This is a genomic window from Cupriavidus basilensis, from assembly GCF_029335485.1.
GTDB classification, from domain to species: Bacteria; Pseudomonadota; Gammaproteobacteria; order Burkholderiales; family Burkholderiaceae; genus Cupriavidus; species Cupriavidus basilensis_E.
Genome location: NZ_JARJLM010000061.1, coordinates 1 through 24,325 on the forward strand (window position 1 = coordinate 1; position 24,325 = coordinate 24,325).

Consider the following 24,325-nt stretch of genomic DNA (forward strand, 5'->3'; position numbering starts at 1 on the left):
AGCGGCTTCCCGCTCAGTCCATCGACATGATGGCCAGGTCGATGAACCAGCTCTGTGGCTGCACCACGCCCTTGACCTTCTTCGAGATCGCGCGCGGGCCGACGTCATGCGCGATCAGCACGAAGGGCGCTTCCTCGACGATGCGGGCATGCAGCCTGGCCAGCGCCGCGTCGCGCGGCTTCTCCTCGAATGAGGTGCGCGCGGTCTCGATCAGCTTGTCGAATTCCGGATTGCCGAAGTAGCCCCAGTTGTTCGACACCGGCGGCTGCGTCTTGGTGCTGACGAAGCGGACCATGGCAAAGAACGGGTCCATCGCCGCGAAGCTCACATTGATGGCGTTGGCGCCGTGCGCGCTCGGATCCTTGGCGCCGAGGCGCCAGTTGGTGAAGAGCGTGTTCCACTCGACCACATCGAAGTCGACGTCGATAAAGCACGCCTTCAGGTTCTGCTGCACGTATTCGTTCATCGGCAGCGGCTGCATCTGGCCCGAGCCCGAAGCCGAGACCTGCACCTTGACCTTGAGCGGCCTGGCGGCGGAGTAGCCGGCTTCCTGCATCAGCTTGCGCGCGGCGTTGGCGTCGTACTTGATGTCGAACCTGGGATTGCCCCACCACGGGTTGCCCGGCTCGACGACGCCCTTGGCCTCGGCCATATAGCCGCCCAGCAGGGTTTTCAGGCCGGCGCGGTTGACGCAAAGGTTGGCGGCCTGCCGCACGCGCTTGTCGAGCCAGGGCGAACCGGGCGCGAAGGACAGCTGCCATGGCCACATATGCGGCTGCGCATTGGCATAGACTTCGAAGCCGCGGCTCTTGATCTGCGCCACCGCATCCGGCGCCGGGGCCTCGATCCAGTCGACCTGGCCCGACAGCAGCGCGGCGGTGCGCGCATTCGCCTCGGGCATCGGCTGCATCACCACCTTGTCGATCTTCGGCACGCGCCTGGCATCCCAATACTGCGCGTTCTTTACCATCTCCAGGCGTTCGCGCGGCACGAAGCGGCTCATCTTGAAGGGGCCGGTGCCGGACGCGTCGGCGGCAAAGGCCACCCATGCCTGCTTGGCGCGCTCGGCCGGATCGGTCACCGAGGCCGGTACCGCGGCCAGCTTCTTGTCCCACTGCGCGGGCGAAGCCATGAAGAGGTTGGTCAGGTTATAGGGCAGGAAGGAATCGGGCTCCGACGTGACCAGTTCCACCGTCAGGTCGTCGATCTTCCTGGCCGAGCGCAGCGTGGGCATGCGCGAAGCGGTCACGCCAACCTGGCTGGGGTCGAACTGCCGGGCGGTCTTGTCGAGCACCTTGCCCACGTTCCACACCACGGCGTCGGCGTTGAAGGGCGAGCCATCGTGGAACTTCACGCCGGGACGCAGCTTGAAGATCCATCTGGTCTTGTCCTTGGCGTCGACCTTCCACTCCGTGGCCAGGTCCGCGATCAGCAGGCTGGGGCCGTTGCCTTTGGAAAGATCCCACTGGGTCAGCCCGTCGTACATCGGAATGCCGGTGAAACGGTTGCCTTCGAAGCCTTGGTCGGGCTGGCCCAGCGTGCGCGGGATGTCGGCCGCGGTCATGCCGATGCGCAGCACTTTCTCGGCCATTGCCGTACCCGGCAGGGCCAGCATCGAGGCGATGGCAACGGCGGCAGCGACGGACTTCAGGCCGGGTTTGAGGCTGGGTTTCAGGTTGCTTACGGCGTAGGAAGAAAAGACGGTCACGGGCAAAGCTCCTGGGTGGGGGAGGGGAGACGCATACGGTCAAGCAATTCACATGCCAGTTGCGGTGGGCTCCTTTCGAACGCGGTCCCCGGTACAGTCCGCATGTATGGAACATGGGTTGGGCCATTTCGCATCGCTGATGGCCTGCTTTTTGCTGGGGTTGAGATTCTTTCCTGCCTGTCTTCCCAACCAACCGGCCTCCCGACATGGACCAGCAACATCTTCCCCGCATCAACGCAGCACGCCTTTGGCAATCGCTGATGGACCTGGCGCAGATCGGCGCCACGCCCAAGGGCGGCGTGTGCCGCATCGCCCTGACCGAGCTGGATCGCCAGGGCCGCGACCTGGTGGTCGGCTGGTGCCGCGAGGCCGGGCTCGACGTGCGTACCGACGAGGTGGGCAACGTGTTCGCGCGGCGCGCGGGCAGCGATCCCGATGCGGCCGCCGTGGCAACCGGCAGCCATATCGACACCCAGCCCTCGGGCGGCAAGTTCGATGGCAATTTCGGCGTGCTGGCGGGCCTGGAGGTGATGCGCACGCTCAACGATCTCGGCATCGTCACCCGTGCACCGCTGGAGCTGGCGTTCTGGACCAACGAGGAAGGCACCCGCTTTACGCCAGTGATGATGGGCTCGGGCGCCTTTGCGGGCGTGTTCGGGGCGGCGTTCATCCGGGCCCAGCGCGACCTGGACGGCATCAGCGTGGGCGAGGCGCTGGAGCGGATCGGCTATCGGGGCGAGCAAGCTGTCGGCGAAGTGCCGGGCGGCATGTTCGCCGCCTACTTCGAGGCGCATATCGAGCAGGGGCCGGTGCTGGAATCCGCCGGACTGCCGATCGGCGTGGTCTCCGGCGCGCTCGGCCAGCAATGGTATGACGTGACCGTGACCGGCATGGACGCCCATGCCGGCCCCACGCCGCTGGCGCTGCGCCACGACGCCATGCTGGCGGCGGCGCGCATGATCGACGAAGTCAATCGCATCGCCGTTGCCGAGGCGCCGCACGGGCGCGGCACGGTAGGCTACGTGCAGGTCGCGCCGAACTCACGCAACGTGATTCCGGGGCGGGTGGATTTCTCGGTGGACTTCCGTAATCTGTCGCAAGCGGGGCTGGACCGCATGGATGCAGCCATGCGCGCGGCGTTCGCGCAGATTGCCGGGCGCGGCGCGGTGGCCGTGGAGATCCGCCAGGTGGTGAAGTTCGAGCCCTGCGTGTTCGCGCCGGCCTGCGTGGACAGCGTACGGCGCGCCGCGGCCGCGCTGGGCCTGCCGCATATGGATGTGGTCAGCGGCGCAGGGCACGATGCCGTCTACGTGGCGCAGCGCGCGCCCACCGGCATGATCTTCGTGCCGTGCAAGGACGGCATCAGCCACAACGAGCTGGAAGACGCGCTGCCCGAGCATATCGAAGCCGGCGCCAACGTGCTGCTGCAAGCGATGCTCGAGCACGCGCGCTGAGGCGCGTCGCCCGCGCCCCGCTGCGCGGCATGCTCAGTGGGCGATCGAACGCGAGATCGCCCACGCGCATTCGATCACCATCGGCGCCAGCTTCTTCTGCGCCTCGGCCATGCTCCAGCGGCTGGCCGGCGGCGACACGTGCACCGCGCCCACCGCCTGCCCCTGGCTGTTGACGATGGCAGCGCCCAGGCCCATATCGCCCAGGAACAGCTCCTCGTTGTTGCAGGCGTAGCCCACCCTGCGGCAAGCCACCACCGTCTCGAAGATCGCTGCCACGTCGGTCAGCGTGGCCGGTGTGCGCGCCACCCTTGCGGAGTCTTCCAGCATGGTCCTCACCTGTTCGTCGGGCAGGGTGCTGAGATACGCGCGGCCGCTGCTGGTGCAGTACATGGGAATGCGCATGCCGACGGGGGTGAGCACCGGGATGTATTTCGACGTCATCAACTGCGCCACGTAGACCATCTCCAGCCCCACCGGCTCGGTCAGGTTGGCAGTTTCGCCGCTGGCGTTCGCAAGCTGCGACAGGTATGGGCTGGCGGCCTGGATCAGCGCGTCGGCGCAGAGGTAGTTGTAGCCGATCTCCATCACTTTCGGCGTCAGCCGGAAGCGCCGGGTCTGCGGGTGCTTGCCGATGTAGCCCAGCGTCTCCAGCGTATGCACGGTGCGTTGCGCCGAGCTCTTGCTCATGCCGGTCAGCCCGGCCAGTTCGGGTAGCGTGAGGGTGCGATGTACCGCGCTGAAGGCGCGCAGCACTTCCAGCCCTTTCTCGAGCGACTGGTTGAACAGCGGATCGGGGCGGGTGGCTTTTTCGCCGCTTTTATCCGCCTTCGAGGCGCTTGCGCCGCTGTCTTTCTGTTTCGTTTCCCTGGTCATCTTCATGTTCCGAGGCGTTCGTATTCCGGTAGCCGGCACCATCGCTGGGATGGCCCGCACCACGATGAATGCATACTGCACCAATATACGACTATATCGATTATCGATATTTTTTCGTCAGGACAATGATATTGAGGGCGATGTTCCTTGGGAACAAAAATCGTGAATTGGTCGCCCGCATCCCCACCTCCATCTCGAGGCTGCTCTCCGCAGATCGTTTTCTGACAAGGCTTGCAGGCTGATTCCCCCAATCGGCAGGGAGCGGGAATGCAACGCGCACATGGCTTGCAGGCGACGGCACTCGCGCCAGTTTCGGTGTTTACCCCGATGTTTGATGTGTTGACGCTCAGTGAAATATCAGACTAGTATCACAGCAACTTCAATGTCATGGGAATGCATCATGTCGAACCCGATCCGGCTGGTCGGCAGCGCCGAAGACACGGCTGCGCCCGCGCCGCGCGCGGCCTCCGGGGCCGCGCTGCGCGAGCAGGCCTATGCCGAGATCAAGCAGCGCATCATTTCCTGCGAATTCCGTCCCGGCGAGCCGCTCAACGAAGCCCAGGTCTCCGCCTTGCTGGGCATCGGCCGCACGCCGGTCCATCAGGCGCTGCATCGCCTGGAAGTGGAGGGGCTGGTGTCGATCATGCCGCGCAAGGGCGTGCTGGTGACGCCGCTGTCGCTCAACGAAGTGCTTGACATGATCGAGGTGCGCGCCACCAACGAAATGCTGTGCGCCACGCTGGCCGCCGAGCGTGCCCATGAGAGCGATCTCAAGGCCATGCGCGAGATCGTCGACCGCTCGCCTGAGCTGATCGCGCGGCGCGATATCGCTGGCCTGGCCGCGCTCGACCTCAAATTCCATACCGCCATGTCGGCCGCCTCGCGCAATCGCGTGCTGGCCGACCTGCTGCGCAGCCTGCATGAGAAGCAGGCGCGCTTCTGGTTCCTCTCGCTGTCCGACCCCCAGCACCTGGAGAACGTCTACCAGGAGCACCTGGCGATCATCGACGCGCTGGCACGGCGCGACATCCCGGCGGTGCGCGAGGCCATCCGCGAACACATCGACGAATTCCGGAAGAACATCATCCGGACCATCTAAGCGCCATTTTCAAGCAATTTCCCCGCAATCTTTCCGCAACAGGTAGACAGGTAGCAAGACATGCCGACACTCCATTTCCAGGTCGCCGGCGAGGGTGAACTCGTCCTCGACATCCAGCGCCTCATCATTGCAGGCTGGACCGGCCGCGACGCCGACGCCGTCAACCATCACATCCGCGAGCTCGAAGAGATCGGCGTCAAGCCGCCCTCGACCGTGCCCTGCTTCTACCCGCTGGCCGCCTCGCTGCTGACGACCGACACGCTGCTGGAAGTGCCGCGCGAGGATTCCTCCGGTGAAATCGAGTTCGTGCTGCTGGCCGGCAAGGACGCGATGTATATCGGCGTAGGCTCCGATCACACCGACCGCAAGGTCGAAGCCTACGACGTCACCGTCTCCAAGCAGATGTGCGCCAAGCCCCTGGGCACGGAAGTCTGGCGCTTCGCCGACGTGGCGGCGCACTGGGACCAGCTGCAGATGCGCTGCTGGCGCACCCGCGATGGCCAGCGCGAGCTGTACCAGGAGGGCCTGGTAACCCGCCTGCTCGACCCGCGCGACCTGATCCGGCGCCTGGCCGGCGCGGACAGCCTGCCCGCCGGCACCGCCATGTTCTGCGGCACGCAGGCCGTGATCGGCGAGCTGGGCAGCGGCGAAGCCTTCGAAGTGGAACTGCACGATCCGGTGCGCAAGCGCACGCTGCGCCATGCCTATCGCGTGGCATCCCTGGCGGTGGCCCCATGAGCGCCGCGCTGCCAACCATCGCCGCGCTCGCCGCCGACCTGGCTGCCGGACGCACCACCAGCGTGGCCCTGACCGAGCAGGCCCTGGCCCGCATCGACGCCCACCGCAACGCCGGCGGCGCCGCCTTCCTTGAGGCCGACGCCGCCGGCGCGCTGGCCGCCGCCCGCGCGGCCGACCAGTCCCGCACCGCCGGGCTGGTGGCATCGCCGCTGGCCGGTTTGCCGGTCTCCGTCAAGGACCTGTTCGACGTGCAAGGGCAGGTGACCCGGGCCGGCTCCAAGGCGCTTGCCGGCGCCCCCGCCAGCGCCGACGCGCCCGTGGTGGCACGCCTGCGCGCTGCCGGCGCCGTGCTGATCGGGCGCACCAATATGAGCGAATTCGCCTTCTCCGGGCTCGGCCTGAATCCGCACTACGGCACGCCGCGCACTCCGTTCGACGAAGCGCGCATCGCGGGTGGCTCCACCTCGGGTGGTGCGGTCAGCGTGGCACTCGGCATGGCGGTGGCAGCGCTAGGCACCGACACCGGCGGCTCGATCCGCATCCCCAGCGCCTTTTGCGGGCTGACCGGCTTCAAGCCTACCGCGCGCCGCGTGCCGCTGGCCGGCGCGGTGCCGCTGTCGACCTCGCTCGACTCCGCCGGTCCGCTGGCGCGCTCGGTCGCCTGCTGCGCGGCGTTCGATGCCATCGTCAGCGGCGAGACGCTGGACAGCCGGCCAGCGCCGCTGGCAGGGCTGCGTTTGCTGGTGACGCGCGACTTTGTCTGCGACGGCCTCGACGCCGAAGTCGCGCAGGCTTTCGATGCGACGCTGGCGGCGCTGTCGCGGCTCGGCGCGCAGATCGTCCCCTTCGAATTTCCCGAGCTCAAGCGCCTGCCGCAGATCAATGCCGGCGGCGGCTTGACGGCGGCCGAAGCGTGGCACTGGCACAAGCCACTGCTGGCCGGGCGCGGCAGTGACTACGACCAGCGCGTAGCCATGCGCATCCGCCGCGGCGAGCAACTCGGCGCTGCCGACTACATCGAGCTGCTGGCCGAGCGCCGCGCCATGCAGGCGCACGCCGGAGAACTGCTGCGCGAGGCCGACGCCTGGTTGATGCCCACGGTCGCGGTACGGCCGCCGCGCCTGGATGCGCTGGAGACCGATGACGCCTTCTTCGCCACCAATGGCCTGGTGCTGCGCAACCCGAGCGTGATCAATTTCCTCGATGGCTGCGCGGTATCGCTGCCGTTGCCGGCGGCGGAGCGGGGCATCGGCCTGGGCGTCTGCGGCCTGCACGGCAACGACGCGCGCGTGCTGCAGGTGGCCGGCGCCATTGAAGCCGGGCTGCGGTAACGCAGGCGAAGCACCGAGGGCCGCGACCATGCAGCGCGGCCCCGCCAATCAACACCCAAGGAGTACCACCGATGTCTACCGTGATGACCGGCGCCCCTGGTGCCGTGGAGAGCGCACCCCACACCCCGGCCGAGCGCAACGAGGCCTACCGCAAGATCGCGGTACGGCTGATTCCCTTCCTCGTCTTCCTGTTCGTGCTGGCGTGGATCGACCGCGTCAACGTTGGCTTCGCCAAGCTGCAGATGCTGCAAGACCTGCAATTCAGCGAAGCCGTGTACGGTTTCGGCGCCGGCATCTTCTTCATCGGCTACTTCCTGTTCGAAGTGCCCAGCAACCTGCTGCTGGAAAAAATCGGCGCGCGCCGCACGCTGGCCCGCATCGCCATCCTGTGGGGTTTCGCCTCCATGGCGATGATCTTCGTCAAGACGCCGATGCAGTTCTACGCCCTGCGATTCCTGCTTGGCATATTCGAAGCCGGCTTCTTCCCTGGCGTGGTGCTCTACCTGACCTACTGGTTCCCGGCCCAGCGCCGTGCGCGCATCAACGGCCTGTTCATGACCTCCTTCGCCATCGCCGGCGTGGTCGGTGGCCCGCTGGCGGGCTTCATCATGAGCAGCATGGAAGGCGTCGACGGCCTTGCCAACTGGCAATGGCTGTTCGTGATCGAAGGCATTCCCTCCGTACTCGCCGGCATTGCCGTACTGATGTACCTGCCGGAGAAGCCCATCAGCGCCAAATGGCTCACCGCCAGCCAACGCGACCTGGTCACCCGCGAGATCGAAGCCGAAAACCGCGACCCCGCCAAGCACTCCTCGCTGCGCGACGCCTTCGCCAACACCCGCGTATGGATCTGCGCCGCCATCTACTTCTGCGTGGTCAGCGGCAACGCCACCATCGCCTTCTGGTCGCCGTCCATCATCAAGGAGCTTGGCGTACAAGGGAATCTGCAGATCGGCCTGGTCTCCGCCATTCCCTTCATTGCAGGCACCATCGCCATGGTCTGGAACGGCATCCACTCCGACCGCACCGGCGAACGCCGCATGCACTGCGCGCTGGCCACCCTGATGGCCGCCGCGGGCCTGGTCCTGACCGGCATGTGGCTGCACAGCGCGGTACTGGCGCTGGTTGCCCTGACCATCGCCTCCGTCGGCATCCTGGCCGCCTTCCCCGTATTCTGGTCGCTGCCCTCCGCCTTCCTGGCCGGCACCGCCGCCGCCGGCGGCATTGCGCTGATCAACTCGATCGGCAACCTGGCGGGCTTTGTCGCGCCGTACATGATCGGCTGGTTCAAGATCAGCACCGGGCAGCTCTCGTCCGGCCTGTACTTCGTCGCCGCGCTGGAAGCCTGCGCCACAGTGCTGGTGCTGGCCTTCATCAAGGTGAAACGCTGATTTCCCGGTGCCGGACTGGTTGATTCCTGGAACGGCACAGGGGGAGGGGGCTGGATTCCCGGCGCGCTTTGCGCTAGAATCCGCTGCCTCGTTGCGCTGCATGCGCAAAGTGCGCCGGCAGCACAGGTAACACAAGCCAGGCGGGCAGTTCCAGCCGCCTGTTTGCTTTTGTGCCTGGCGATATCGCTCACGCTGCCCGCACGTTTGCCAGTCAACGAGCACAGCGGCCTCCCGCCCGGGATGTGCTGCAGGGACTGCGAGGGTGGCGAAATTGGTAGACGCACCAGGTTTAGGTCCTGACGCCAGCAATGGTGTAGGGGTTCGAGTCCCCTCCCTCGCACCAGAATTTCCTTTGAAATCAATGGCTTGGAGCTATAAGCTGTCAAAAATCTAGCCGGTTTTTGCCAGTTTTACATCCGTTTTGCCGGCATCTCCGGCGAGCTTCTCCACGGCCCGATTGCCGGCCTCTGCTGCATCAGCTGACAGCATCGAGCGGCCGTACACGCGAGCGATCATCGTCCAGTCCACATGGCCTATCTGCTTGGCGACCCACATCGGGTGTTCGCCGGCGGAAAGCATCATCGAGGCGTACGTGTGCCTGGTCTGATAGCCACGACGTTCGACGACTCGCGCCAGATGGCCCGCAGCTGCTGCGCCTCGTCGCGCTCGGCGGTAGCCACGCGCTGGCGCAGATCGCTGATCACGGTCCACTCCATGCATAGGTCCGGAACGGACCTTGGGCATCCGGTGATCCGGCGTTGCGGTGCAGCGCTCACGAGAAGTGCCTCCCATGCCGTTCGTCCAGCTTCTCGACCTGGGCGCCGCTGAACTTCGTCACCTCGCCCGTGTACATGTGCTCTGCCAGCTTGCGCACGAAGCCCTGTTCCCAGGCAAGCCGCCGCCGCTCGATAGGGCGCTGGCCATGCCGTACAAGTGCCGGATGCACCTGCGGTTCCCGACTATGACGTCTGGCCTGGCTTGGGGCCGGATCCGGCGCGAGGCCAGGGCGTCGGTGTGGCCAGCATGCTCACGGCAGCGGGATCTCGTTGTGCCCGAAGAACTGCGTTACAAGATATTCGGAGCCCAGCGTCGTGAGATGGCCGTAGTCGTAGGCCAGCGGCACCACCTTGTCAGTAGTCAACGATAGTAGGCAGCCGTGCTTGTCGCACATATATTCCAGCGGGTCGGTGAATCTAACTTTGGCATGCTCTGCGACCGAGCGGATCTGATCATTGGTGGAAAATGCTGCCTGATTGAAGTTTCTATAGGTTCTCGTCTCGATCTTGCTCCAGACATGAGCCCGCTTCAGCATTTCCGGCTGATTGACCGTATAGACCGGGAGGCTGCCGACAAGGACGACATTTCGTACGCCTGCTTGCTTCACCATATCAATGGTCGCTGTCAGTTTCTCAATATCGAGTTTTTCCCAGGATTTGCTGCCGTCATATAGAGACCAATATCCCGCCATAACAAGCGTGTCGGGTTTTAGTTCTCGAATTCGGTCCATCGTGAACTCGTTCAGGCGGGTGCAATCCTTCTTTTGCCCTCCATTAAATCCGAGGATCGGCGGGCAGCCGCTAACCGTGTACTGCGCAACATTGAAATTGTGAGATGCGGCATTTTCTGCAAAGCCGCGGTATAGGGAGGCAGCATGCGAGTCGCCCCAGATCATCAGCAGCGATCTATGATTGTCGCGGTTGGAGCCACAATTTTTTGCGAAGTCCTTAACCGGATCATTTTGGGGGTCAAGGAAGCATTCGCCGTATCGGAAACCAATAAACCAGTTGTACGATAGCGCTTCGTTGACCCCCACATTCATGACGTTGATGAAGCGGTCCTTGTACCCGTTCTGTTCAAAGGCGTCATAGCCGGCGTAACCCACCCCGGCCATCAGCGAGGCTAGTACGAAGACTTTGAGTCTAGTGAAGCCTCCATGGCGCACACGCTTCTCAATGAGCTGAACCGTCAGCCACGCCAGCGCCAGAGCGGCCAGGACTGCGCCGATCCGCACGCTTCGGGATGGCACGCCGGCCTCAAGGATACGAGCGAACGTGAGCAGTGGCCAATGCCACAGATAGAGCGGGAAGCTGATCAGCCCAACCCAGACGGCAACAGGGTGGGACAGAATGTGCTTGTTGGTCCAGCCATTCGGTCCAGCTGCAATAATGAAGGCAGCCCCAATCACGGGAATGATCGCCCACTTTCCGGGAAAGCTAAAATCCTGGTTGATCTGCAGGAACCCGAAGCAGAGCAGCAATATGCCCGCGACTGACAGTGCGTTGGCAAGCGTTGTCCCGTCGTTCTTTCGAGGGACTGAATAGATCACGCTTGTCAGCACACGATCGACACGCAGGCCGAGTGCCTGGCAGTCCTGTCGCTTGTAGAGAACGAACCACGCGACCAGGCTGCCAGAAAGCAATTCCCAAAACCGCGTCTGTGGCGAATAGAAGGTTGCTGTTGGGTCGTGTTTTACGCCATTCAGATTCAGGTAAAGTGATGCGAGGGCAACGATTGCCCCGATCGTGGCCAGGTTGAATTTCCGTTTCCACGCAGCCCACATCAATAGTGGCCAGACGATATAGAACTGCTCTTCGATACCCAGGCTCCATAGATGGAGTAGGGCTTTTGTGTCAGCCGACTTGTCGAAGTAGCCTGCTTCGCTCCATAGAGCCAAATTCGAGACGAACCCTGCGCCGGCCGCAATGTGTTTGCCGAGTTGCTTGAATTCCTCCGACAGCAGCGAAAACCATCCGAAGGCATAGCAACAGACTAAGACGATCAGGAGTGCCGGGAAAATCCGCTTGATCCGCCGGGCGTAGAACTCGAAGAAGCTGAATGTGCCTCTGTCCAGGTTCTGGAAGATGATCGTGGAGATCAGGAAGCCGGAGATCACGAAGAAGACGTCCACCCCGATGAATCCGCCGCGCAGCACGTGCGGGAAGGCATGAAAGATGACGACCGAAAGGACGGCGACGGCACGCAGCCCATCGATGTCTGGCCGATACTTTGGGTGTGCGAATTCGTTACTGTCGATTCGGGTCGGCGTGGCAGCGGTGGCGATCGGATTCCGCCCCGAGTGAAGACTACGTTCCATTCGTCTTTATTTGTATTTGTGCGCGCGTCATTCTAACCGACGATCTGACGCATCAGAGAGCTGCTATTTCGGCACGTCATTATCAGTGGCGGTAGCGTGGCATTTTTGGTGGCGCGCGAAAAAATGTCGCAACCATCGGAATGTGCGGGGTAGTTACGGCGATCCCGGATTTTGCCAGCAAATTGGCAATACTAGGTGGCTAGTCTTGTGCGTCGTCAGGACGGGGAAGACTCGGACGGTCAGGCAACGGGATACAGAGCGCAAAGGACCGGCGCCGCCTTCCAGTCGGGCGGCGTGCCGACGCTATTCAACGTGACAGCGCCGGCGGGCAAACAGGTCCATCGCCGAGCAGGGCACGCCGGCGAGTTGCTCGAGGGCGTGTTCGATAGCAGTATCGCCCGCACGGGGAGATGATCGCACCGGATTTCGCTAGCTCTCGTCCGGTACCTGTTCGCCGAACTTTGATGTGACGAAGGCGCGCATGGCGGCGATCAGCGGTGTCACGCCGAGCCCACGCGCCGCGCCAACCTCAGCAAGCCAAACCAGCCTGTCAGCCTCTGGCGGCAGCAGTTTGATCCGATCCCGCTCCATGATCGGGCCGCCTTGCACCCAACTCGTCGATGGCGAGAAGGTCCGGCCGGCCCACTCGGAACCGGATGCGCCCATGACATCGCCGTCAACGACACTGGCACTGCCCCATTCAGCCATCGCCGCCCAGTAATCCAGCAGCGGCCCTTCGATTTCCGATACTTTCACGGTGGTTCCCCTTTCGTTGCACGACATGGTGAACGTGCAGCCGCGCGCCGCGCTCGCGACGTCTCGTCGATCCGTTGCCCGGTGCCGCGGCGGCTCCGTTCGTCCTGCGCGGCGACCAGGCCATCGGCATAGCTCGCCATGCGCCAGCCGCGGATCATCCCTGCGGCCTGGCCGTCACTCGGCCAAACGGGCGGGGAGCGTTTGACAGGCAGATTGCGCCTGTGCGCCCACCGCTCCCCCAACTGATCGACGCCGCGCGCCGTGGCCGCTCACCACCTCTGTTATATGCCACGCTGCGGCAAGACCTCTTGCCAGCGGGCTAGCACCATTCTTTCCGAGGTGGAAGCCACCGGATCGCTCGCCGCCGAAACCCGCGCCACACCGCGCGCCGCCTCAGGATCAACGCACCGGTCACATTCGGAATCCATGTCCTGACGCCCTCCTTTACACCCCGGACCGCAGGAGGATGCCGAAACTGCGCAGCTTTCCGGATTTCGCAGTAGCAGTGTTCAGACATACCAGATCTGCCGGAGAGGCAGATCGCCTGCGCACTGATTGCGCTGGCTCGTCCAGGCAAAGATCCCTTCGCCATCCCCCCAAAATCTGTTCACCCGGCAGTGCAATTTTGCGTAATCTTATGTGCGATGGATCACAAATGCTCTTGGTTCCCGCGGCTAGAGTCGTGCGTATCTGGGGGGTGGCATGGAAGGCAGAATCAGTCGGCGGCGGAGCAATCGGCTCGGGATCCTTGGGTTGATCGCCCTGAGCGCCACGTTGGCAATGACCTTCTTTCGCGGCGTGAGGAATGAGCCGGGCGATCTTGGCCTCGAAGATGCCGTGCGCTATGCATGCTACGAGGCTATCGACCGCATGTCGCCGACTCCCTATGCGGTCGATTTTGAAATCGACGAAGCGCCGCCAGCCTTGCGGCGTAAAACAGACGGCACGATAGAGTTGCAGCTCAGGTTCACAGCGAAGAATGCCCATGACGCTTCCACGAGCGCCATCGCGTACTGCAGCGTGTCTGGAGATGGCCAGCGCGTAGAGCGCATCAGCCTGAGGCGCACGCCCTAGCGTTGTCCGCGTGGCAAGTGCTGGAACCAGCCGGTTGCATCGAAGACGGGCCGCCCGTACGAGTCCGGCTTCGGCCACGTCGAGCACCGCGGTACCAAGTTGCGCCAGCCATGGCAGGGCTACGGCGAGGTGGACATGCGCCGTGGCGGCCGGGAGAAAGAAGGGTGTAGGCCGCATGGAGTGTCCCTACACCCCCGGTGAATGGCAACCAGGGTCCAATCTGTCGCCTTTGTTGATTATGCGGCGTCGCACAATTACAGGTACCCCGCTGATGAAGGGGCAGGTTTGCCCGGCTCGGTAACAGGGCAAAGTTGAAATCGACGAAGCCGCCGCGCTCAACGGCATGCCACTGCGCATAGTTGAGGTGGGAGCTTGGCATACGGCTGGCGTTGCTTTCGTTGCTGAACGAAAGAATCAGGGCACGTTGCCCGGGCTGCACCAGGCTGAAGAGGGACTCAATCGATTCTGCCTCGGCCGGGCGCACAAAAACCCCCGGGGATGGCTGTGACAATGGTTTGCAATTTCGGCGGCGACGGCATCCTAAAGTAAGGTGTCCGGGAAACCTCCCTCGACAGGTATTGCCCGAATGCCAGGCATCCTCCAAGGCGCCTGGCTATTTTTGTGTCCAGCGGTTCCGCAGCGAGCATGGCGCCGAGGTGCGGGGCGGGTGACTCAATCGATGCTTCGCATCGTCCCGGCGTACAATTCCGCCCATCTCCCGCATCCACGCATCATCCGAGGTCGCTACCCGTCATGGATTTCCTGACCACTCTGCCTGTGCCGCGCCGCGTTGCCGTCGCGGGTGCAACCGGCCGCATGGGCCGCATGCTGATCGACGCGCTGCGCCATGCGCCCGACTGCCGTCTCGCCGGTGCGCTCGCTGGCGCCAGTGCGGCCAATCAGGATGCCGGCGCTGTCCTGGGTTTCGACAGCGGCGTGAAAATCGTCTCCGAGCTGCGCGCCGGGCTCGCGGATTCACAGGTGCTGATCGATTTCACCCGGCCCGAAGCCACCATGGCGCAGCTTGGCGTCTGCCGGGAGCTTGGCGTTCAGCTGGTGATCGGCACCACCGGCTTCGACGAGGCGCAGAAGGCCGCCATCGCCGATGCCGCAAGGGACATCGCGATCGTGATGGCGCCCAATATGGGGGTCGGTGTCAACGTCACCTTCCAATTGCTCGCGATGGCCGCGAAGATGCTCTCCACGGGCCACGATATCGAGATCATCGAGGCGCACCATCGGCACAAGATCGATGCCCCTTCAGGTACCGCGCTCAAGATGGGCGAGGTGATCGCCGAGGCGATGGGGCGAGACCTTAAAGACTGCGCGGTGTATGCGCGAGAGGGCTTCACCGGCGAACGCGACCCGTCCACTATCGGCTTTGCGAGCATACGCGGCGGCGATATCGCCGGCGATCACACCGTGCTGTTCGCCGGTGCCGGCGAGCGCATCGAGATCACGCACCGGTCCGCGGGCCGTGCCAGTTATGTCCAGGGTAGCCTGCGTGCGGTACGTTTCCTGGCGGACAGGAAAGCCGGCCTTTTCGACATGTTCGATGTGCTTGGTCTACGCTAGGCTGTGCTGGCGGGCTCGGCGGGCTGCCTGCGCCATCCCTGCGATGCCAGTTTGACATCCGGGGAATACGGCCTTGCGCGCGCCTTCTCATGCCATGGCCGTCACTGCCCACCAGGCTGGGTGTCGGCTTGCTTCTCCGGCTTCCCGACCAGAACGTCGATTGGTACCTGCAGCGCCGTGGCGAGGCTCTGGAATACCTCAAGGCTGCCGTCGCGCTTGCGGTTCTCGATCTGGCTGAGGTAGGGCTTGCTGAGTCCGGCCGCCATCGCCAGCGCATCCTGGGTCATGCGGCGGTATTCTCGCCAGGCCTTGACCGGGTTGTCGCCGGCAAGTTCGGCGTCCAGGATGGCGGCGGGGATGCGAAAGCCGCTTTCCCGGGCCTTGGCCCGGTGGAGCAGCGTCACCTCGTCCAGGTCCTCGACCCGATGCTTGATGCGCTCCCACACCTCAATTGGCACCACGGCGAATTCGGGGCGGCCATCGCGTTCGATGAACTGAATATTGATCATTGGCAGGCTCCTCTGTGGGGTTCTACGGTCTCGGAACTACCGGGGCTACGAGACGGGCTGTCCTGGATCTCGTCAAGCACTCGACTGGCGTCGGCAAGGGTGGCAACTGTCTTTGCCGGAGACCTTCCGGGTCCTGGCGTATGGACCGATGGCCAGCGTACCGAGTACGGTACGGACGGCGATGGCAGCTTGCCCGGAGATGGCAGCGAGGATACGGGCCCCTTGCTCGGCGAACCCGCTTGCGCACTCTTCCATGTTAGCCAATGGCTAATCATGGCGTAAACAAAGTTAGCTTGCCGGGTGGCGCGGGTACTGCGGGCGGCACGTCCTGGATGACCGCCGACCTCGGCGCGCAATACGGTGAAACGACCTCAAATGTCCAATGCGTAGCTGGTCTCCCAGGGGTTTGCCGATCGACCTGGAATCCAGGCCTTAGTCTGATTGCAACCGCGCAAACATCTTGAAGTCCCCCGGCGTGCCTCGCACCATCCGGTAAGACCTGAGCAATCCCTCGTACCGAAACCCGCACTTCTTCAGAACGCTCTCGGAGCGTGCGTTGGAAGTGAGCACAACCGCCTGTACCCGGACAAAGCCATATTCCGTGTACGACCAGCCAGCCACCGCCGCACACACCGCGCTGGCGATGCCGCGACCCCAGTAGCCGGGGGCCAGGTCGTACGCGATCTCCGCGCTTCGATTGATCTCCGAGACGGTGTGGAAGCCGATCGTGCCGACGAGAGCCTTGCTCTGTTCATCGATCATGGCAAGGCGCCTGACGGAGCTCGCGGAACCGTCTTCGAGGGACTGCAGGATGGGGAGAAGATCCTGTGGCGACCGCAGGTTCCAACTCGTGTGCCGGATGACGTCCGGGAGCGTTAGATAGGCGAACCACGGATCCATGTCTTCGCGTTCGAGCTGGCGTAGAACGATGCCGGGATAGCCGGAGGCGGGAGGCAGGTCGATTCTCATCCGAGTCTGGTGTTCTGTGGGGATTGGCTTATCCGATGGAGGAGGGTGGCATAGGGAGCATGGCACGTACGTCATGAAATCAGATTTCTCTGCATATATCCATTGTTCAGCGCCCTAGAATTGGCTGATCTCCCAGTCCCGGCGCTCGTCGAACGCATGTGCGGGGGATGCGATTGACCTTCTCCAGAGAGCCGACGCTCGCCCAATTGGGGGCGGCAAGATCCGGATCGCCGCGGCTTCTCTTCGGGAAACCACTTCCTGTGCTCGTGCCGTGGGAGGCCTGCATGCCGAAGATCTCGTTCGTCTATCGGAACCAGAAGGATGAAACAAAAACGTATGAGTTACTGGACTGGGTAGAGCAGGGGGATTACATCAGAGGCATTTGCACGCGCGCCAATGCCATGCGTACCTTCCGCAAGGAACGTGTGGTCGCATACCTGGAGGGTGGCAGCTTGCTGCTGCGCCCTCATGAAGCCACTGCAATGCTCGGGCAGCGGGAACCAGTAGTGCCGGCCCCCAGGGATGCCACTCCGGCTGATGACGGAGATTAAACCCAGGTTGCCAGGCGCTGTCGGGAGCTTCGTTGTCCACCAGCGGTTTGACTTGATAGCATTGCGAGTTTCTACCAACTCCTTTCCACCAACTCCCACAGGGGTAGCCGCATGGGCATTGAATTCAGGATCGTCGTAGCGCTGCCATCGGAAAGCATGGCCGAGCAAATCCTTGCGCACGCGGGAGGTGGGGTCGGCACGAGAGGCCCTCGCGGCTTTGACTTCCGGTCGCCGGGGAACTCAGGCCCAATGCCGGATGCCATGGCCAGTGTGGAGCCCTATGGTTTCTATTTTTGCAGTTTTTCGGGATTCACCGGCCTCAGCGCCGAAGTATTTGGCGCTATCGTCGGGTCCGCCGCCGCATATGGACGGGTGGTTGTGGAGGATCTTGAGTGACGGCGCTGCCGGTATCGGGTTCAGCGGGCCTCATGCGCGCCGAGTTCTGCTGCCGTCCAAGGCCAAAGGCCATTATTCGTCATCGAAAAAGGGCAGTTCTCCCTGTGCCGGCATCGAGGAATAATCCTCATCCCCCGCCGGCGTCAGCGCGCTCACCCGCACGCCCAGCAGCCGTATTTTCTGGCTCAGCGGCACGCGTTTAACGCATTCAGTGGCGGCGCGGCGCAGCAGCCTGGCGTCGGCGGTGGGGGCGGGCATGCTGAGGTCGCGGGTGACGGTGTGGAAGTCGTCATAGCGCAGCTTGACGCCGATGGTGCGGCCGACGTAGCCCTTGCGGCGAAGGTCTTCCGCGAGCCGCTCGCACAGCCCGGTAAATACCTCGGACAGGATCTGGCGGTCGTGCCGTGGATGCAGGTCGCGTTCGAACGTCGTTTCCCGGCTCATCGATTTGGGCTCGGAGCTGATGACGACAGGGCGTTCGTCGTGCCCTTGCGCGATTTCGGCGAGCCAGGCCGAATAGCTGCGGCCGAAATGGGTCTGCAGCAGGCCGAGGTCCGCGCTGGCGAGATCGCCTACCGTCGCAATGCCGAGGGCGGCGAGCTTCTCGCTGGCTTTCGGGCCGATCCCGTTGACTTTGCGCACCGGCAGCGGCCAGATGCGCGAGGGAATATCGCTGGCGCTCAGCAGGGTGAGCCCATCGGGCTTGTCCAGCTCGGAGCCGATCTTGGCCAGGAGCTTGTTGGGGGCGATGCAGATGGAGCAGCTTAGCCCGGTCGCTTCCCGCACCGCCTGCTTGATGCGGGTGGCGATATCGGCGGGCTCACCTGGCAGATCGCTGAGGTCGATGTAGATTTCGTCGATACCCCGGTCCTCGATCTGGTTCGTGAAGGTGCCGACGGCGGCCTTGAAGAGGCGGGAATAGTGCCGGTATGAATCGAAATCCGTGGGCAGGAGAATGGCGTCGGGGGCGAGTTGCGCCGCTTTCATCATGCCCATGGCGGAAAAAACGCCAAGCGCCCGTGCTTCATACGTGGACGTGGTGACGACGCCGCGTCCGGCATAGTCGCGCAGACGGGCAAAGCGCCGGCTGCCGTCTGCCAGCGTCTCGGGCACCGCGTTCCGCCCGCCGCCGATCACCACGGGCTTGCCGCGTAATTCCGGATACCGCAATAGCTCGACGGACGCATAGAACGCGTCCATGTCCAGATGGGCGATGCGGCGGGGTGCAGATGGCATGACTTGGCGAACCTGGGTTGTCGATGCGCCCCTTGCCACGACGACGGGGGGTAAGGGTGGGGCGTCTCGGTTACTGTGTGCATATACAGTATATCGAATTCCGCGAGATGGTTTGCCGCGCGCCGGTTCGACAGCCGTGGGGAAGCGGAATTCGCTGGACTATCGCCAATTCGTCCAATGGCATGCACGCCAATCGACGGCGCGCCGCTCTATCTTGCCGTCTATGATGGAGTGATCATCCTGTGGCCTGTTCACGACGCTATATGGTCCGATAGCGGGAGCAGCATGTGCGACTTCGAGAGTTGGGAATGCGGGCATGAGCACACGGGCGCATACCGTACCAAAATTCTACCTGGACGGCTTTGTGGTGCCGGGGCCGGCGCACGAGCGGAACCCGTTCGTGTGGTTGGCCTCATTGACGACCGGCGAGATCACAAAGCGATCACCCAGGAGCATTTCGATTTCGCGCGGGCGGTATGACGGACGTGGAGGTTTTGAGGGACAAGACCCAACCATCGAAGCGCATGTGGCTTTGCTGGCAGTTCTGGCCGGCAATCCGGAACAGATCGAAATTCCAGTCTTGCTGTCAAGCCACGAAAATGCTGGCCGCTTCTGGTCGTAATGGTTCCGAGGGCGGAGACCGAACCCTGCTGTATTTCGGTTGGCTGACCCTGCTCATCTATCTGGCAACGCCGGGCGGTTCCCTCGTTGATATACAGACGTCTTACATACTCAAGAACCAGTTGCATGCGACGGCGACGCAGATCTCGACATTCCGGCTGGTTACGGGCATCCCAGTGTACATTGCGTTCGCTTTTGGCCTCGCGCGCGACCAATGGAACCCGCTGGGATTGCGGGATCGCGGCTTCTTCCTGATTTTTGCTCCGGCGACCGCGATGGCATTTATCTGGATGGCGTTTTCAGGTTTCTCATATGCAGGACTGGTCGTCGGGATGCTGCTGGCAATGCTGTCGTCCCGATTTATCGCCGCAGCCTATCAGGGGTTGATTGCTCTGGTGGGCCAGGAGAAGCTCATGTCCGGGCGCCTGAGCGCGCTGTTGAACGTGGTCAGCTCCGTCCCGGTCGTTGCGGGAGCCTTCGCTTCCGGGTACATCTCCGATCGTCATGCCCCGAAAGAGGCCTTCTTCCTGGTAGCGGTGGTCACTTTATCGATTGCCGTATTTGGGCTCTGGAAGCCCATTTCCGTCTTCGGCCACATCTACGAGAAGCCACAAGCCAGCGGCGCAGATTTCGTTGGGAATGTCAGACGGCTGGTGAAGCACAAGGCCGTTTATCCAGCGGTTCTCATCTGCTTTCTGTGGAACTTTGCGCCAGGGGCGGCCACTCCGCTGCAGTTCTATCTGAGCAATGCGCTGCATGCATCGGATTCCGTTTACTCGTACTACAACGGGATCTTCGCCGCCGCGTTCGTCCCGACATTTTTGCTATACGGCTTTCTGTGCAAGAAAATACCGCTGAACAAGCTGCTGTGGTGGGGAACGATCGTCGCAGTGCCGCAGATGATTCCGCTGGCATTCATTCACTCAGCGAATCTCGCGCTTGTATTGGCGGCACCGATAGGGCTGATGGGCGGTGTCGCCACGGCAGCGTACTTCGATCTCGCGATGCGGTCCTGTCCGCCAGGCTTGCAAGGAACCTTGATGATGCTGGTGGATGGCGTCTTCGCGCTCTCGGCGCGTGCCGGCGATCTATTGGGCTCATGGATCTATAACAGCAGCCCAACGCGAGGCTTCATGTATTGTGTGATCGCGACCACCGTGGTGTACGCACTGATCCTGCCCTTGATCCCGCTGACGCCGAAAGACTTGATTGCTACCAGGGATGGCGAACCAAACGCGGAGGTCGAGGCCGAGGTGCTGAGCGAGATCCGGGAAGCTGAGCCTACATAGATTCCCGTGACCTGGGCGGGAGCAGCCCGGTTGATGGAGAAACCGACAAAACGGCTGGCGGCGTGCCGCGGCTTCCCTCACCCCATATGCCGCAGCCCGTCTACCAGCGATGCACGTAGGTGGCCGTCATCGTGATGCCCGCCGCGGGCAGGTGCGAGGTGTTGTTGCTGTTGCGCATCAGCTGGCTGTATAGGGGATAGTAATAGCGGTTGAGCAGATTCTGGATGCCCACGGTGACGCTGTCCTTGCTGCTGACCTGATAGCGGCTGACGAGGTCCAGCGTGGTGTAGCTCGCCACGTCGCGCCGGCCGAAGCTGTCGGCGCCGTTGAGCCGGTAGTCGTGCCCGGCGAAGAAGGTGGCCTGCAGCCGGTTGCTCCAGGCAGGCATCGGACGGTATTGCAGGTAGCCGGTGAGCTTGAGGGGCGGAATGCGGTAGCCGCTCATCTGCTGGCTGGCGCTGCCCTGCGGGGTTTCACGGCCGCGCATCCAGGTGAAGGTGCCGCCCGTGCCCCATCGCTCGTTGTCGGACAGGTAGTCGGCCGAGGCTTCGACGCCGAAGATGCGTTCGGCGGTGCGGGTCAGGATCAGGCCGTTGTTGAAGCTCTGCACGTCGCCCAGGTCGGATGTGGTGTAGAACATCGCCAGCGAGGCCAGTGTGTTGCCGAAAGTCCCGCGCCAGCCAAGTTCGTAGTTGTTGGTCTTGACTGGTTTCAGGTCGGAGGAGGCGATATCGAAGCCGGCCCGCGCGTTGCGCACCTGCAGGCCGATGTCGGGCAGGTTGAAGCCCTGGCTGAACGAGGCGTAGACCTCATGCCCTTGCACAGGCTTGTAGACGACGCCGACATTGCTCAGCAGCGCGGTGTAGTCGACCGAGCCGCCCTTGACGGTGGCGGGCTGCGCCGCGCGGGACTGCGACAGCGGGACGAAATCGTTGAAGCGGGCGTTGGCGTACTGATAGCGCAATCCGCCCTCGGCCGACCACTGCTCGTCGAACTTGTGCTGCAACTGTCCAAAGCCCCCCAGGCTGCGCGTGGTGATGGCCGGCATATAGGTGAGCGTGCCGGTCTTGCTGAATATCCGGCCGCCGCTGGCGTCATACGCCTTGGGGTCGAAGATGTCGATCGGCATGTCGCTGCGTTCCTGCTCGAAGTCCATGCCCCACACCAGGCGGGTCCGCCTGGCGCTGTCCAGCGGCGTCTTGATGGTGAGCCGGCTGCCAACGACGTCGGAGTTCTGCATGGACTGGTCGACATTGCCGCCGCGGGTGGCGACCGCGCGCGCGTCGAAGGGCGTGAAGCGCGTGAAGTAGTCCCGATAGTAGAGCTGCGCCGAGACGGCGCTGCCCGCCAGGTTCTTATGCTCGTACTCGAGGTTGACCAGCGTGTTGCGGATCTGGTTTTGGTCGGCGAGCTGCAGGCCGCCGATGGCGCGCGCGGGCACGCTGCCGGGTGCCGAACGGGCAACCGACGGGTCGGAGGCGTAGTCGGTATCCTGCTTCGCGCTGAAATGGCTCACGGCAATCTGCACGCGCTGCTCGGGTGTGAGGCGCAGGCCGAGTTTGCCGCCGATGTTGTAGTTGTCGGACTCGAACAGGTCGCCCTGGCTGGGTTCCGGCGCGATGCGCTGGCTGCGCGCGTCGTAGGAGGTACCGGTGCGGCGGGCGCCTATGTCGAAGGCATAGTCGACTATCCCTTCGCTGCCGGAGGCATGTTGCTGGATTTCCCCGGCCAGGCCGTTGGCGCGCAGGCGGGAGAGCGGCGACGTCAGCGAGAACGTGGTTTCGGCCTGCGGGGGGCCGCCGGCCGGGCGGGTGTTGATCGAGACGATGCCCCCGGTGGCGCCGCCGCCGTAGATGGCGCTGCTGCCGCGCAGGACTTCGATCCGCTCGATCAGGGCCGGGTCCACATTGGCGAGATTGCGTGCCGAGTCGCGGTTGGTGTTCAAGGGGATGCCGTCGACCAGCACCAGCATGCCGCGGCCCCGCAGGGTCTGGCCAAAGTCGGTCACGGTATGGCTGGAGTCGGCCATGCCAGGTATGACCTTGGAGAGCAGGGTGGCCACGCTGTCCGAGCCGGTCTTCAGTTCGCTGAGTTCCGCACGGTCGATCACGGTCACCTGACGGGTGGGACGCACCAGGTCGCTGGATGTGCGCGAGGCCGTGACTTCCACGGCTTCAAGGGTGGCCATGGGCGCGGCGGCAGTCGCCGCCGGTGGCATCGATGTGGGCGCGGTGGCCGGTGCCGCCATGCCCGCCTGGCCTACCGGTTGCAGCACGATGCCGGTGCCATTGCGCTGGTAGCGGATGCCGCTGCCCTTGAGCAGCGCATCCAGCGCGGCTTCGGCCGGCATGCTGCCGTGCACGGCCGGGGCTTGCTTGCCGGCCACCAGCGCCGGCGCGAAGAACAGCTGCAGGGAGGTTTGCCGTCCGAGCTGCGCCAGGGCGTCGGCCAGCGGCTGGGCCCGGATGTCGATCGCCACCGTGGCCGGCTGGGCGGCTGCCGGGGCGGCGGCGGTGCCGATCAGCGTGGCGGCAAGACTGGCGATCAGGAGGGGCAAGGCGCGTGGGTGACGCGGTTGGGTGCGGGCGCCGGTGCTGGTGCGAAATAGCTGCTGCGGTAGCGGTTGCTGGGTCACGTCTGGGTCTTCTCCGGGAGGCGTCGAGGGACGGGGCCCGCGTTGCGCGGGCACATTCGGGGAGAAGACGGAACGCGGGGCAAAAACCTGAATCTAGCGCGAGAATATTTCCGTGCTGCCGTCCGCAAGCGTGCGTACCGCTACCGGCAGGATCTGCGGCAGGGCGGCGAGCAGGGCGTCGGTATCGTCGGCGCGGAACACGCTGCTCAGGCGCAGCGCGCCGGTGCCGGCGTCGCTGACCCGCACCGCGTTACGCCGATAGCGCGAGACCTCGGCCGCCACCAGCGACAGCGGCTGGTCCTTGAACAGCAGCTTGCCGTCGCGCCATGCCATGGCCGTGGCGAGATCGACCGGCGCCGCGCGCGCCACGGCGCCGTCGCCGGCAATGCGTGTGCCAAGCCCGGCCGACAGGCGCTCTGCCGCGCGGGCCACGCCCTGGCCCTGCACGCTCACCGAGCCGGATTCGACCGCAACGGCTACGGTCCCGCCGTCCCGGCGCACGTCGAAGCGTGTGCCGGTTACCGTCACGGTGCCGCTGCCGGCGTCGACCACGAAGGGGCGCTCGCTGGCGTGCGCCACCTCGAACATGGCTTCGCCGTCGGCCAGCGTCACGGCGCGCAGGCCCGGCTCGTAGCGCACCGAGACGTGTGTGCGCGTGTTCAGTTCGATGACGGAGCCATCGGGCAGCGTCAGCCGCCGCCGCTCGCCGGGGGCAGTGCTGAAGGTTGCCGCGTAGTGGCTTGCGTCGCTGGCGGCATAGGTGGTGGCTGGGCGAGGCGACGCCTGTTGGCGGACGAGCCACGCGGTGCCGATGGCGACCGCGCAGAGGCTGGCGAGCAGCGCGCCGCGCAGGCCCCGGTGCAGGCCGCGCGCCGAGGTGGCGGGCGGGGACGAGGCGGGGGCTTGCGCAAGGGCGCGCAGACGCTCCGGGTCGAGCGCGCCCGCCGCCTGCCAGATTCGCTCCAGCGCGGCGTACTCGGCCCGGTGCAGGGGGCTGGCGTCGAGCCAGGCCGCCATGGCCTGGCG

The 24,325-nt window shown here is 64.1% G+C and carries 23 protein-coding genes and 1 tRNA gene; 12 read left to right on the forward strand and 12 right to left on the reverse strand.

The window, feature by feature from the left end; translation table 11 throughout:
• Positions 1-13 precede the first annotated feature (13 nt).
• Positions 14-1,615, reverse strand: coding sequence for an ABC transporter substrate-binding protein (locus tag P3W85_RS03550; RefSeq protein WP_276263768.1), 1,602 nt, complete (start codon positions 1,613-1,615; stop codon positions 14-16).
• A gap of 299 nt (positions 1,616-1,914) precedes the next feature.
• Here P3W85_RS03550 and P3W85_RS03555 point away from each other — a divergent pair, with 299 nt between their 5' ends.
• Positions 1,915-3,162: a Zn-dependent hydrolase gene (locus P3W85_RS03555; RefSeq protein WP_276263752.1), complete on the forward strand. Its 1,248-nt coding sequence runs from the start codon at positions 1,915-1,917 to the stop codon at positions 3,160-3,162.
• Positions 3,163-3,195: 33 nt separating this feature from the next.
• Here P3W85_RS03555 and P3W85_RS03560 read toward each other — a convergent pair whose 3' ends face one another.
• Positions 3,196-4,035, reverse strand: a complete 840-nt coding sequence (locus tag P3W85_RS03560) for an IclR family transcriptional regulator (protein WP_276263753.1) — start codon at positions 4,033-4,035, stop codon at positions 3,196-3,198.
• A 400-nt stretch (positions 4,036-4,435) separates the two neighbouring features.
• Between P3W85_RS03560 and P3W85_RS03565 the strand changes: the two genes are divergently transcribed.
• From P3W85_RS03565 to P3W85_RS03585, 5 genes are all read left to right on the forward strand, one after another.
• Complete coding sequence (locus tag P3W85_RS03565; RefSeq protein ID WP_017223925.1) at positions 4,436-5,134, forward strand: GntR family transcriptional regulator; 699 nt, start codon at positions 4,436-4,438, stop codon at positions 5,132-5,134.
• 60 nt (positions 5,135-5,194) lie between these two features.
• The gene (locus tag P3W85_RS03570; RefSeq protein WP_276263754.1) at positions 5,195-5,872 is read left to right on the forward strand and encodes a DUF2848 domain-containing protein; all 678 of its coding nucleotides are present in this window, start codon (positions 5,195-5,197) and stop codon (positions 5,870-5,872) included.
• Positions 5,869-7,203: an amidase gene (locus P3W85_RS03575; RefSeq protein ID WP_276263755.1), complete on the forward strand. Its 1,335-nt coding sequence runs from the start codon at positions 5,869-5,871 to the stop codon at positions 7,201-7,203. Before P3W85_RS03570 ends, P3W85_RS03575 begins: the two co-directional genes overlap by 4 nt.
• Positions 7,204-7,286: 83 nt before the next feature.
• The gene (locus tag P3W85_RS03580; protein ID WP_430869486.1) at positions 7,287-8,594 is read left to right on the forward strand and encodes an MFS transporter; all 1,308 of its coding nucleotides are present in this window, start codon (positions 7,287-7,289) and stop codon (positions 8,592-8,594) included.
• A 256-nt stretch (positions 8,595-8,850) separates the two neighbouring features.
• Positions 8,851-8,937, forward strand: a tRNA-Leu gene (locus P3W85_RS03585).
• A gap of 47 nt (positions 8,938-8,984) precedes the next feature.
• On the opposite strand, the gene P3W85_RS03590 is transcribed toward P3W85_RS03585, so the two are convergent.
• The 5 genes from P3W85_RS03590 to P3W85_RS03610 all read right to left on the reverse strand — a co-directional run bounded on the left by P3W85_RS03590 (position 8,985) and on the right by P3W85_RS03610 (position 12,471).
• Entirely contained in the window at positions 8,985-9,176 is a 192-nt protein-coding gene (locus P3W85_RS03590) for an integrase (RefSeq protein WP_346430232.1), read from the reverse strand.
• Positions 9,173-9,298: a hypothetical protein gene (locus P3W85_RS03595; RefSeq protein WP_276263771.1), complete on the reverse strand. Its 126-nt coding sequence runs from the start codon at positions 9,296-9,298 to the stop codon at positions 9,173-9,175. Before P3W85_RS03595 ends, P3W85_RS03590 begins: the two co-directional genes overlap by 4 nt.
• A gap of 68 nt (positions 9,299-9,366) precedes the next feature.
• A complete protein-coding gene (locus P3W85_RS03600; RefSeq protein WP_276263757.1) occupies positions 9,367-9,540 on the reverse strand; it encodes a hypothetical protein in 174 nt (57 codons plus the stop codon).
• 81 nt (positions 9,541-9,621) lie between these two features.
• Complete coding sequence (locus tag P3W85_RS03605; RefSeq protein ID WP_276263758.1) at positions 9,622-11,688, reverse strand: acyltransferase family protein; 2,067 nt, start codon at positions 11,686-11,688, stop codon at positions 9,622-9,624.
• A 429-nt stretch (positions 11,689-12,117) separates the two neighbouring features.
• Positions 12,118-12,471 carry a phage protein NinX family protein gene (locus P3W85_RS03610; RefSeq protein WP_276263759.1) on the reverse strand — a complete coding sequence of 118 codons (354 nt, stop codon included), beginning with the start codon at positions 12,469-12,471 and terminating at the stop codon, positions 12,118-12,120.
• Between the two features lie 726 nt (positions 12,472-13,197).
• On the opposite strand from P3W85_RS03610, the gene P3W85_RS03615 reads away from it, so the two are divergent.
• Both P3W85_RS03615 and dapB read left to right on the forward strand, forming a co-directional pair.
• A complete protein-coding gene (locus P3W85_RS03615) occupies positions 13,198-13,518 on the forward strand; it encodes a hypothetical protein (RefSeq protein ID WP_276263760.1) in 321 nt (106 codons plus the stop codon).
• A 753-nt stretch (positions 13,519-14,271) separates the two neighbouring features.
• The gene (dapB, locus tag P3W85_RS03620) at positions 14,272-15,093 is read left to right on the forward strand and encodes a 4-hydroxy-tetrahydrodipicolinate reductase (protein ID WP_276263761.1); all 822 of its coding nucleotides are present in this window, start codon (positions 14,272-14,274) and stop codon (positions 15,091-15,093) included.
• A gap of 101 nt (positions 15,094-15,194) precedes the next feature.
• On the opposite strand, the gene P3W85_RS03625 is transcribed toward dapB, so the two are convergent.
• Both P3W85_RS03625 and P3W85_RS03630 read right to left on the reverse strand, forming a co-directional pair.
• The gene (locus P3W85_RS03625) at positions 15,195-15,602 is read right to left on the reverse strand and encodes a helix-turn-helix domain-containing protein (protein WP_017226415.1); all 408 of its coding nucleotides are present in this window, start codon (positions 15,600-15,602) and stop codon (positions 15,195-15,197) included.
• 432 nt (positions 15,603-16,034) lie between these two features.
• The gene (locus P3W85_RS03630; protein ID WP_276263762.1) at positions 16,035-16,571 is read right to left on the reverse strand and encodes a GNAT family N-acetyltransferase; all 537 of its coding nucleotides are present in this window, start codon (positions 16,569-16,571) and stop codon (positions 16,035-16,037) included.
• Between the two features lie 284 nt (positions 16,572-16,855).
• On the opposite strand from P3W85_RS03630, the gene P3W85_RS03635 reads away from it, so the two are divergent.
• Both P3W85_RS03635 and P3W85_RS03640 read left to right on the forward strand, forming a co-directional pair.
• The gene (locus P3W85_RS03635; protein ID WP_276263763.1) at positions 16,856-17,122 is read left to right on the forward strand and encodes a hypothetical protein; all 267 of its coding nucleotides are present in this window, start codon (positions 16,856-16,858) and stop codon (positions 17,120-17,122) included.
• Between the two features lie 111 nt (positions 17,123-17,233).
• Positions 17,234-17,518: a hypothetical protein gene (locus P3W85_RS03640; RefSeq protein ID WP_276263764.1), complete on the forward strand. Its 285-nt coding sequence runs from the start codon at positions 17,234-17,236 to the stop codon at positions 17,516-17,518.
• A 72-nt stretch (positions 17,519-17,590) separates the two neighbouring features.
• On the opposite strand, the gene dinB is transcribed toward P3W85_RS03640, so the two are convergent.
• On the reverse strand, positions 17,591-18,754 hold the full coding sequence (gene dinB / locus P3W85_RS03645) for a DNA polymerase IV (protein WP_276263769.1): 1,164 nt from the start codon (positions 18,752-18,754) through the stop codon (positions 17,591-17,593).
• A gap of 316 nt (positions 18,755-19,070) precedes the next feature.
• Here dinB and P3W85_RS03650 point away from each other — a divergent pair, with 316 nt between their 5' ends.
• Both P3W85_RS03650 and P3W85_RS03655 read left to right on the forward strand, forming a co-directional pair.
• A complete protein-coding gene (locus tag P3W85_RS03650; RefSeq protein ID WP_276263765.1) occupies positions 19,071-19,376 on the forward strand; it encodes a hypothetical protein in 306 nt (101 codons plus the stop codon).
• Complete coding sequence (locus tag P3W85_RS03655; protein WP_276263766.1) at positions 19,354-20,664, forward strand: MFS transporter; 1,311 nt, start codon at positions 19,354-19,356, stop codon at positions 20,662-20,664. Before P3W85_RS03650 ends, P3W85_RS03655 begins: the two co-directional genes overlap by 23 nt.
• A gap of 100 nt (positions 20,665-20,764) precedes the next feature.
• On the opposite strand, the gene P3W85_RS03660 is transcribed toward P3W85_RS03655, so the two are convergent.
• Positions 20,765-23,212 (reverse strand): TonB-dependent siderophore receptor, encoded by a 2,448-nt coding sequence (locus P3W85_RS03660; protein WP_276263770.1) that lies wholly within the window; start codon positions 23,210-23,212, stop codon positions 20,765-20,767.
• A 180-nt stretch (positions 23,213-23,392) separates the two neighbouring features.
• On the reverse strand, positions 23,393-24,325 hold a 933-nt coding region (locus P3W85_RS03665), incomplete at its 5' end, for a FecR family protein (RefSeq protein WP_276263767.1).

Bases quoted from the DNA above. Each gene is read 5' to 3' on its own strand.
- P3W85_RS03550 (WP_276263768.1), bottom strand. From the start codon at position 1,615: ATGCTGGCCCTGCCGGGTACGGCAATGGCCGAGAAAGTGCTGCGCATC.
- P3W85_RS03555 (WP_276263752.1), top strand. From the start codon at position 1,915: ATGGACCAGCAACATCTTCCCCGCATCAACGCAGCACGCCTTTGGCAA.
- P3W85_RS03560 (WP_276263753.1), bottom strand. From the start codon at position 4,035: ATGACCAGGGAAACGAAACAGAAAGACAGCGGCGCAAGCGCCTCGAAG.
- P3W85_RS03565 (WP_017223925.1), top strand. From the start codon at position 4,436: ATGTCGAACCCGATCCGGCTGGTCGGCAGCGCCGAAGACACGGCTGCG.
- P3W85_RS03570 (WP_276263754.1), top strand. From the start codon at position 5,195: ATGCCGACACTCCATTTCCAGGTCGCCGGCGAGGGTGAACTCGTCCTC.
- P3W85_RS03575 (WP_276263755.1), top strand. From the start codon at position 5,869: ATGAGCGCCGCGCTGCCAACCATCGCCGCGCTCGCCGCCGACCTGGCT.
- P3W85_RS03580 (WP_430869486.1), top strand. From the start codon at position 7,287: ATGACCGGCGCCCCTGGTGCCGTGGAGAGCGCACCCCACACCCCGGCC.
- P3W85_RS03590 (WP_346430232.1), bottom strand. From the start codon at position 9,176: ATGATGCTTTCCGCCGGCGAACACCCGATGTGGGTCGCCAAGCAGATA.
- P3W85_RS03605 (WP_276263758.1), bottom strand. From the start codon at position 11,688: ATGGAACGTAGTCTTCACTCGGGGCGGAATCCGATCGCCACCGCTGCC.
- P3W85_RS03610 (WP_276263759.1), bottom strand. From the start codon at position 12,471: ATGTCGTGCAACGAAAGGGGAACCACCGTGAAAGTATCGGAAATCGAA.
- dapB (WP_276263761.1), top strand. From the start codon at position 14,272: ATGGATTTCCTGACCACTCTGCCTGTGCCGCGCCGCGTTGCCGTCGCG.
- P3W85_RS03625 (WP_017226415.1), bottom strand. From the start codon at position 15,602: ATGATCAATATTCAGTTCATCGAACGCGATGGCCGCCCCGAATTCGCC.
- P3W85_RS03630 (WP_276263762.1), bottom strand. From the start codon at position 16,571: ATGAGAATCGACCTGCCTCCCGCCTCCGGCTATCCCGGCATCGTTCTA.
- P3W85_RS03635 (WP_276263763.1), top strand. From the start codon at position 16,856: ATGCCGAAGATCTCGTTCGTCTATCGGAACCAGAAGGATGAAACAAAA.
- P3W85_RS03640 (WP_276263764.1), top strand. From the start codon at position 17,234: ATGGGCATTGAATTCAGGATCGTCGTAGCGCTGCCATCGGAAAGCATG.
- dinB (WP_276263769.1), bottom strand. From the start codon at position 18,754: ATGCCATCTGCACCCCGCCGCATCGCCCATCTGGACATGGACGCGTTC.
- P3W85_RS03650 (WP_276263765.1), top strand. From the start codon at position 19,071: ATGAGCACACGGGCGCATACCGTACCAAAATTCTACCTGGACGGCTTT.
- P3W85_RS03655 (WP_276263766.1), top strand. From the start codon at position 19,354: ATGCTGGCCGCTTCTGGTCGTAATGGTTCCGAGGGCGGAGACCGAACC.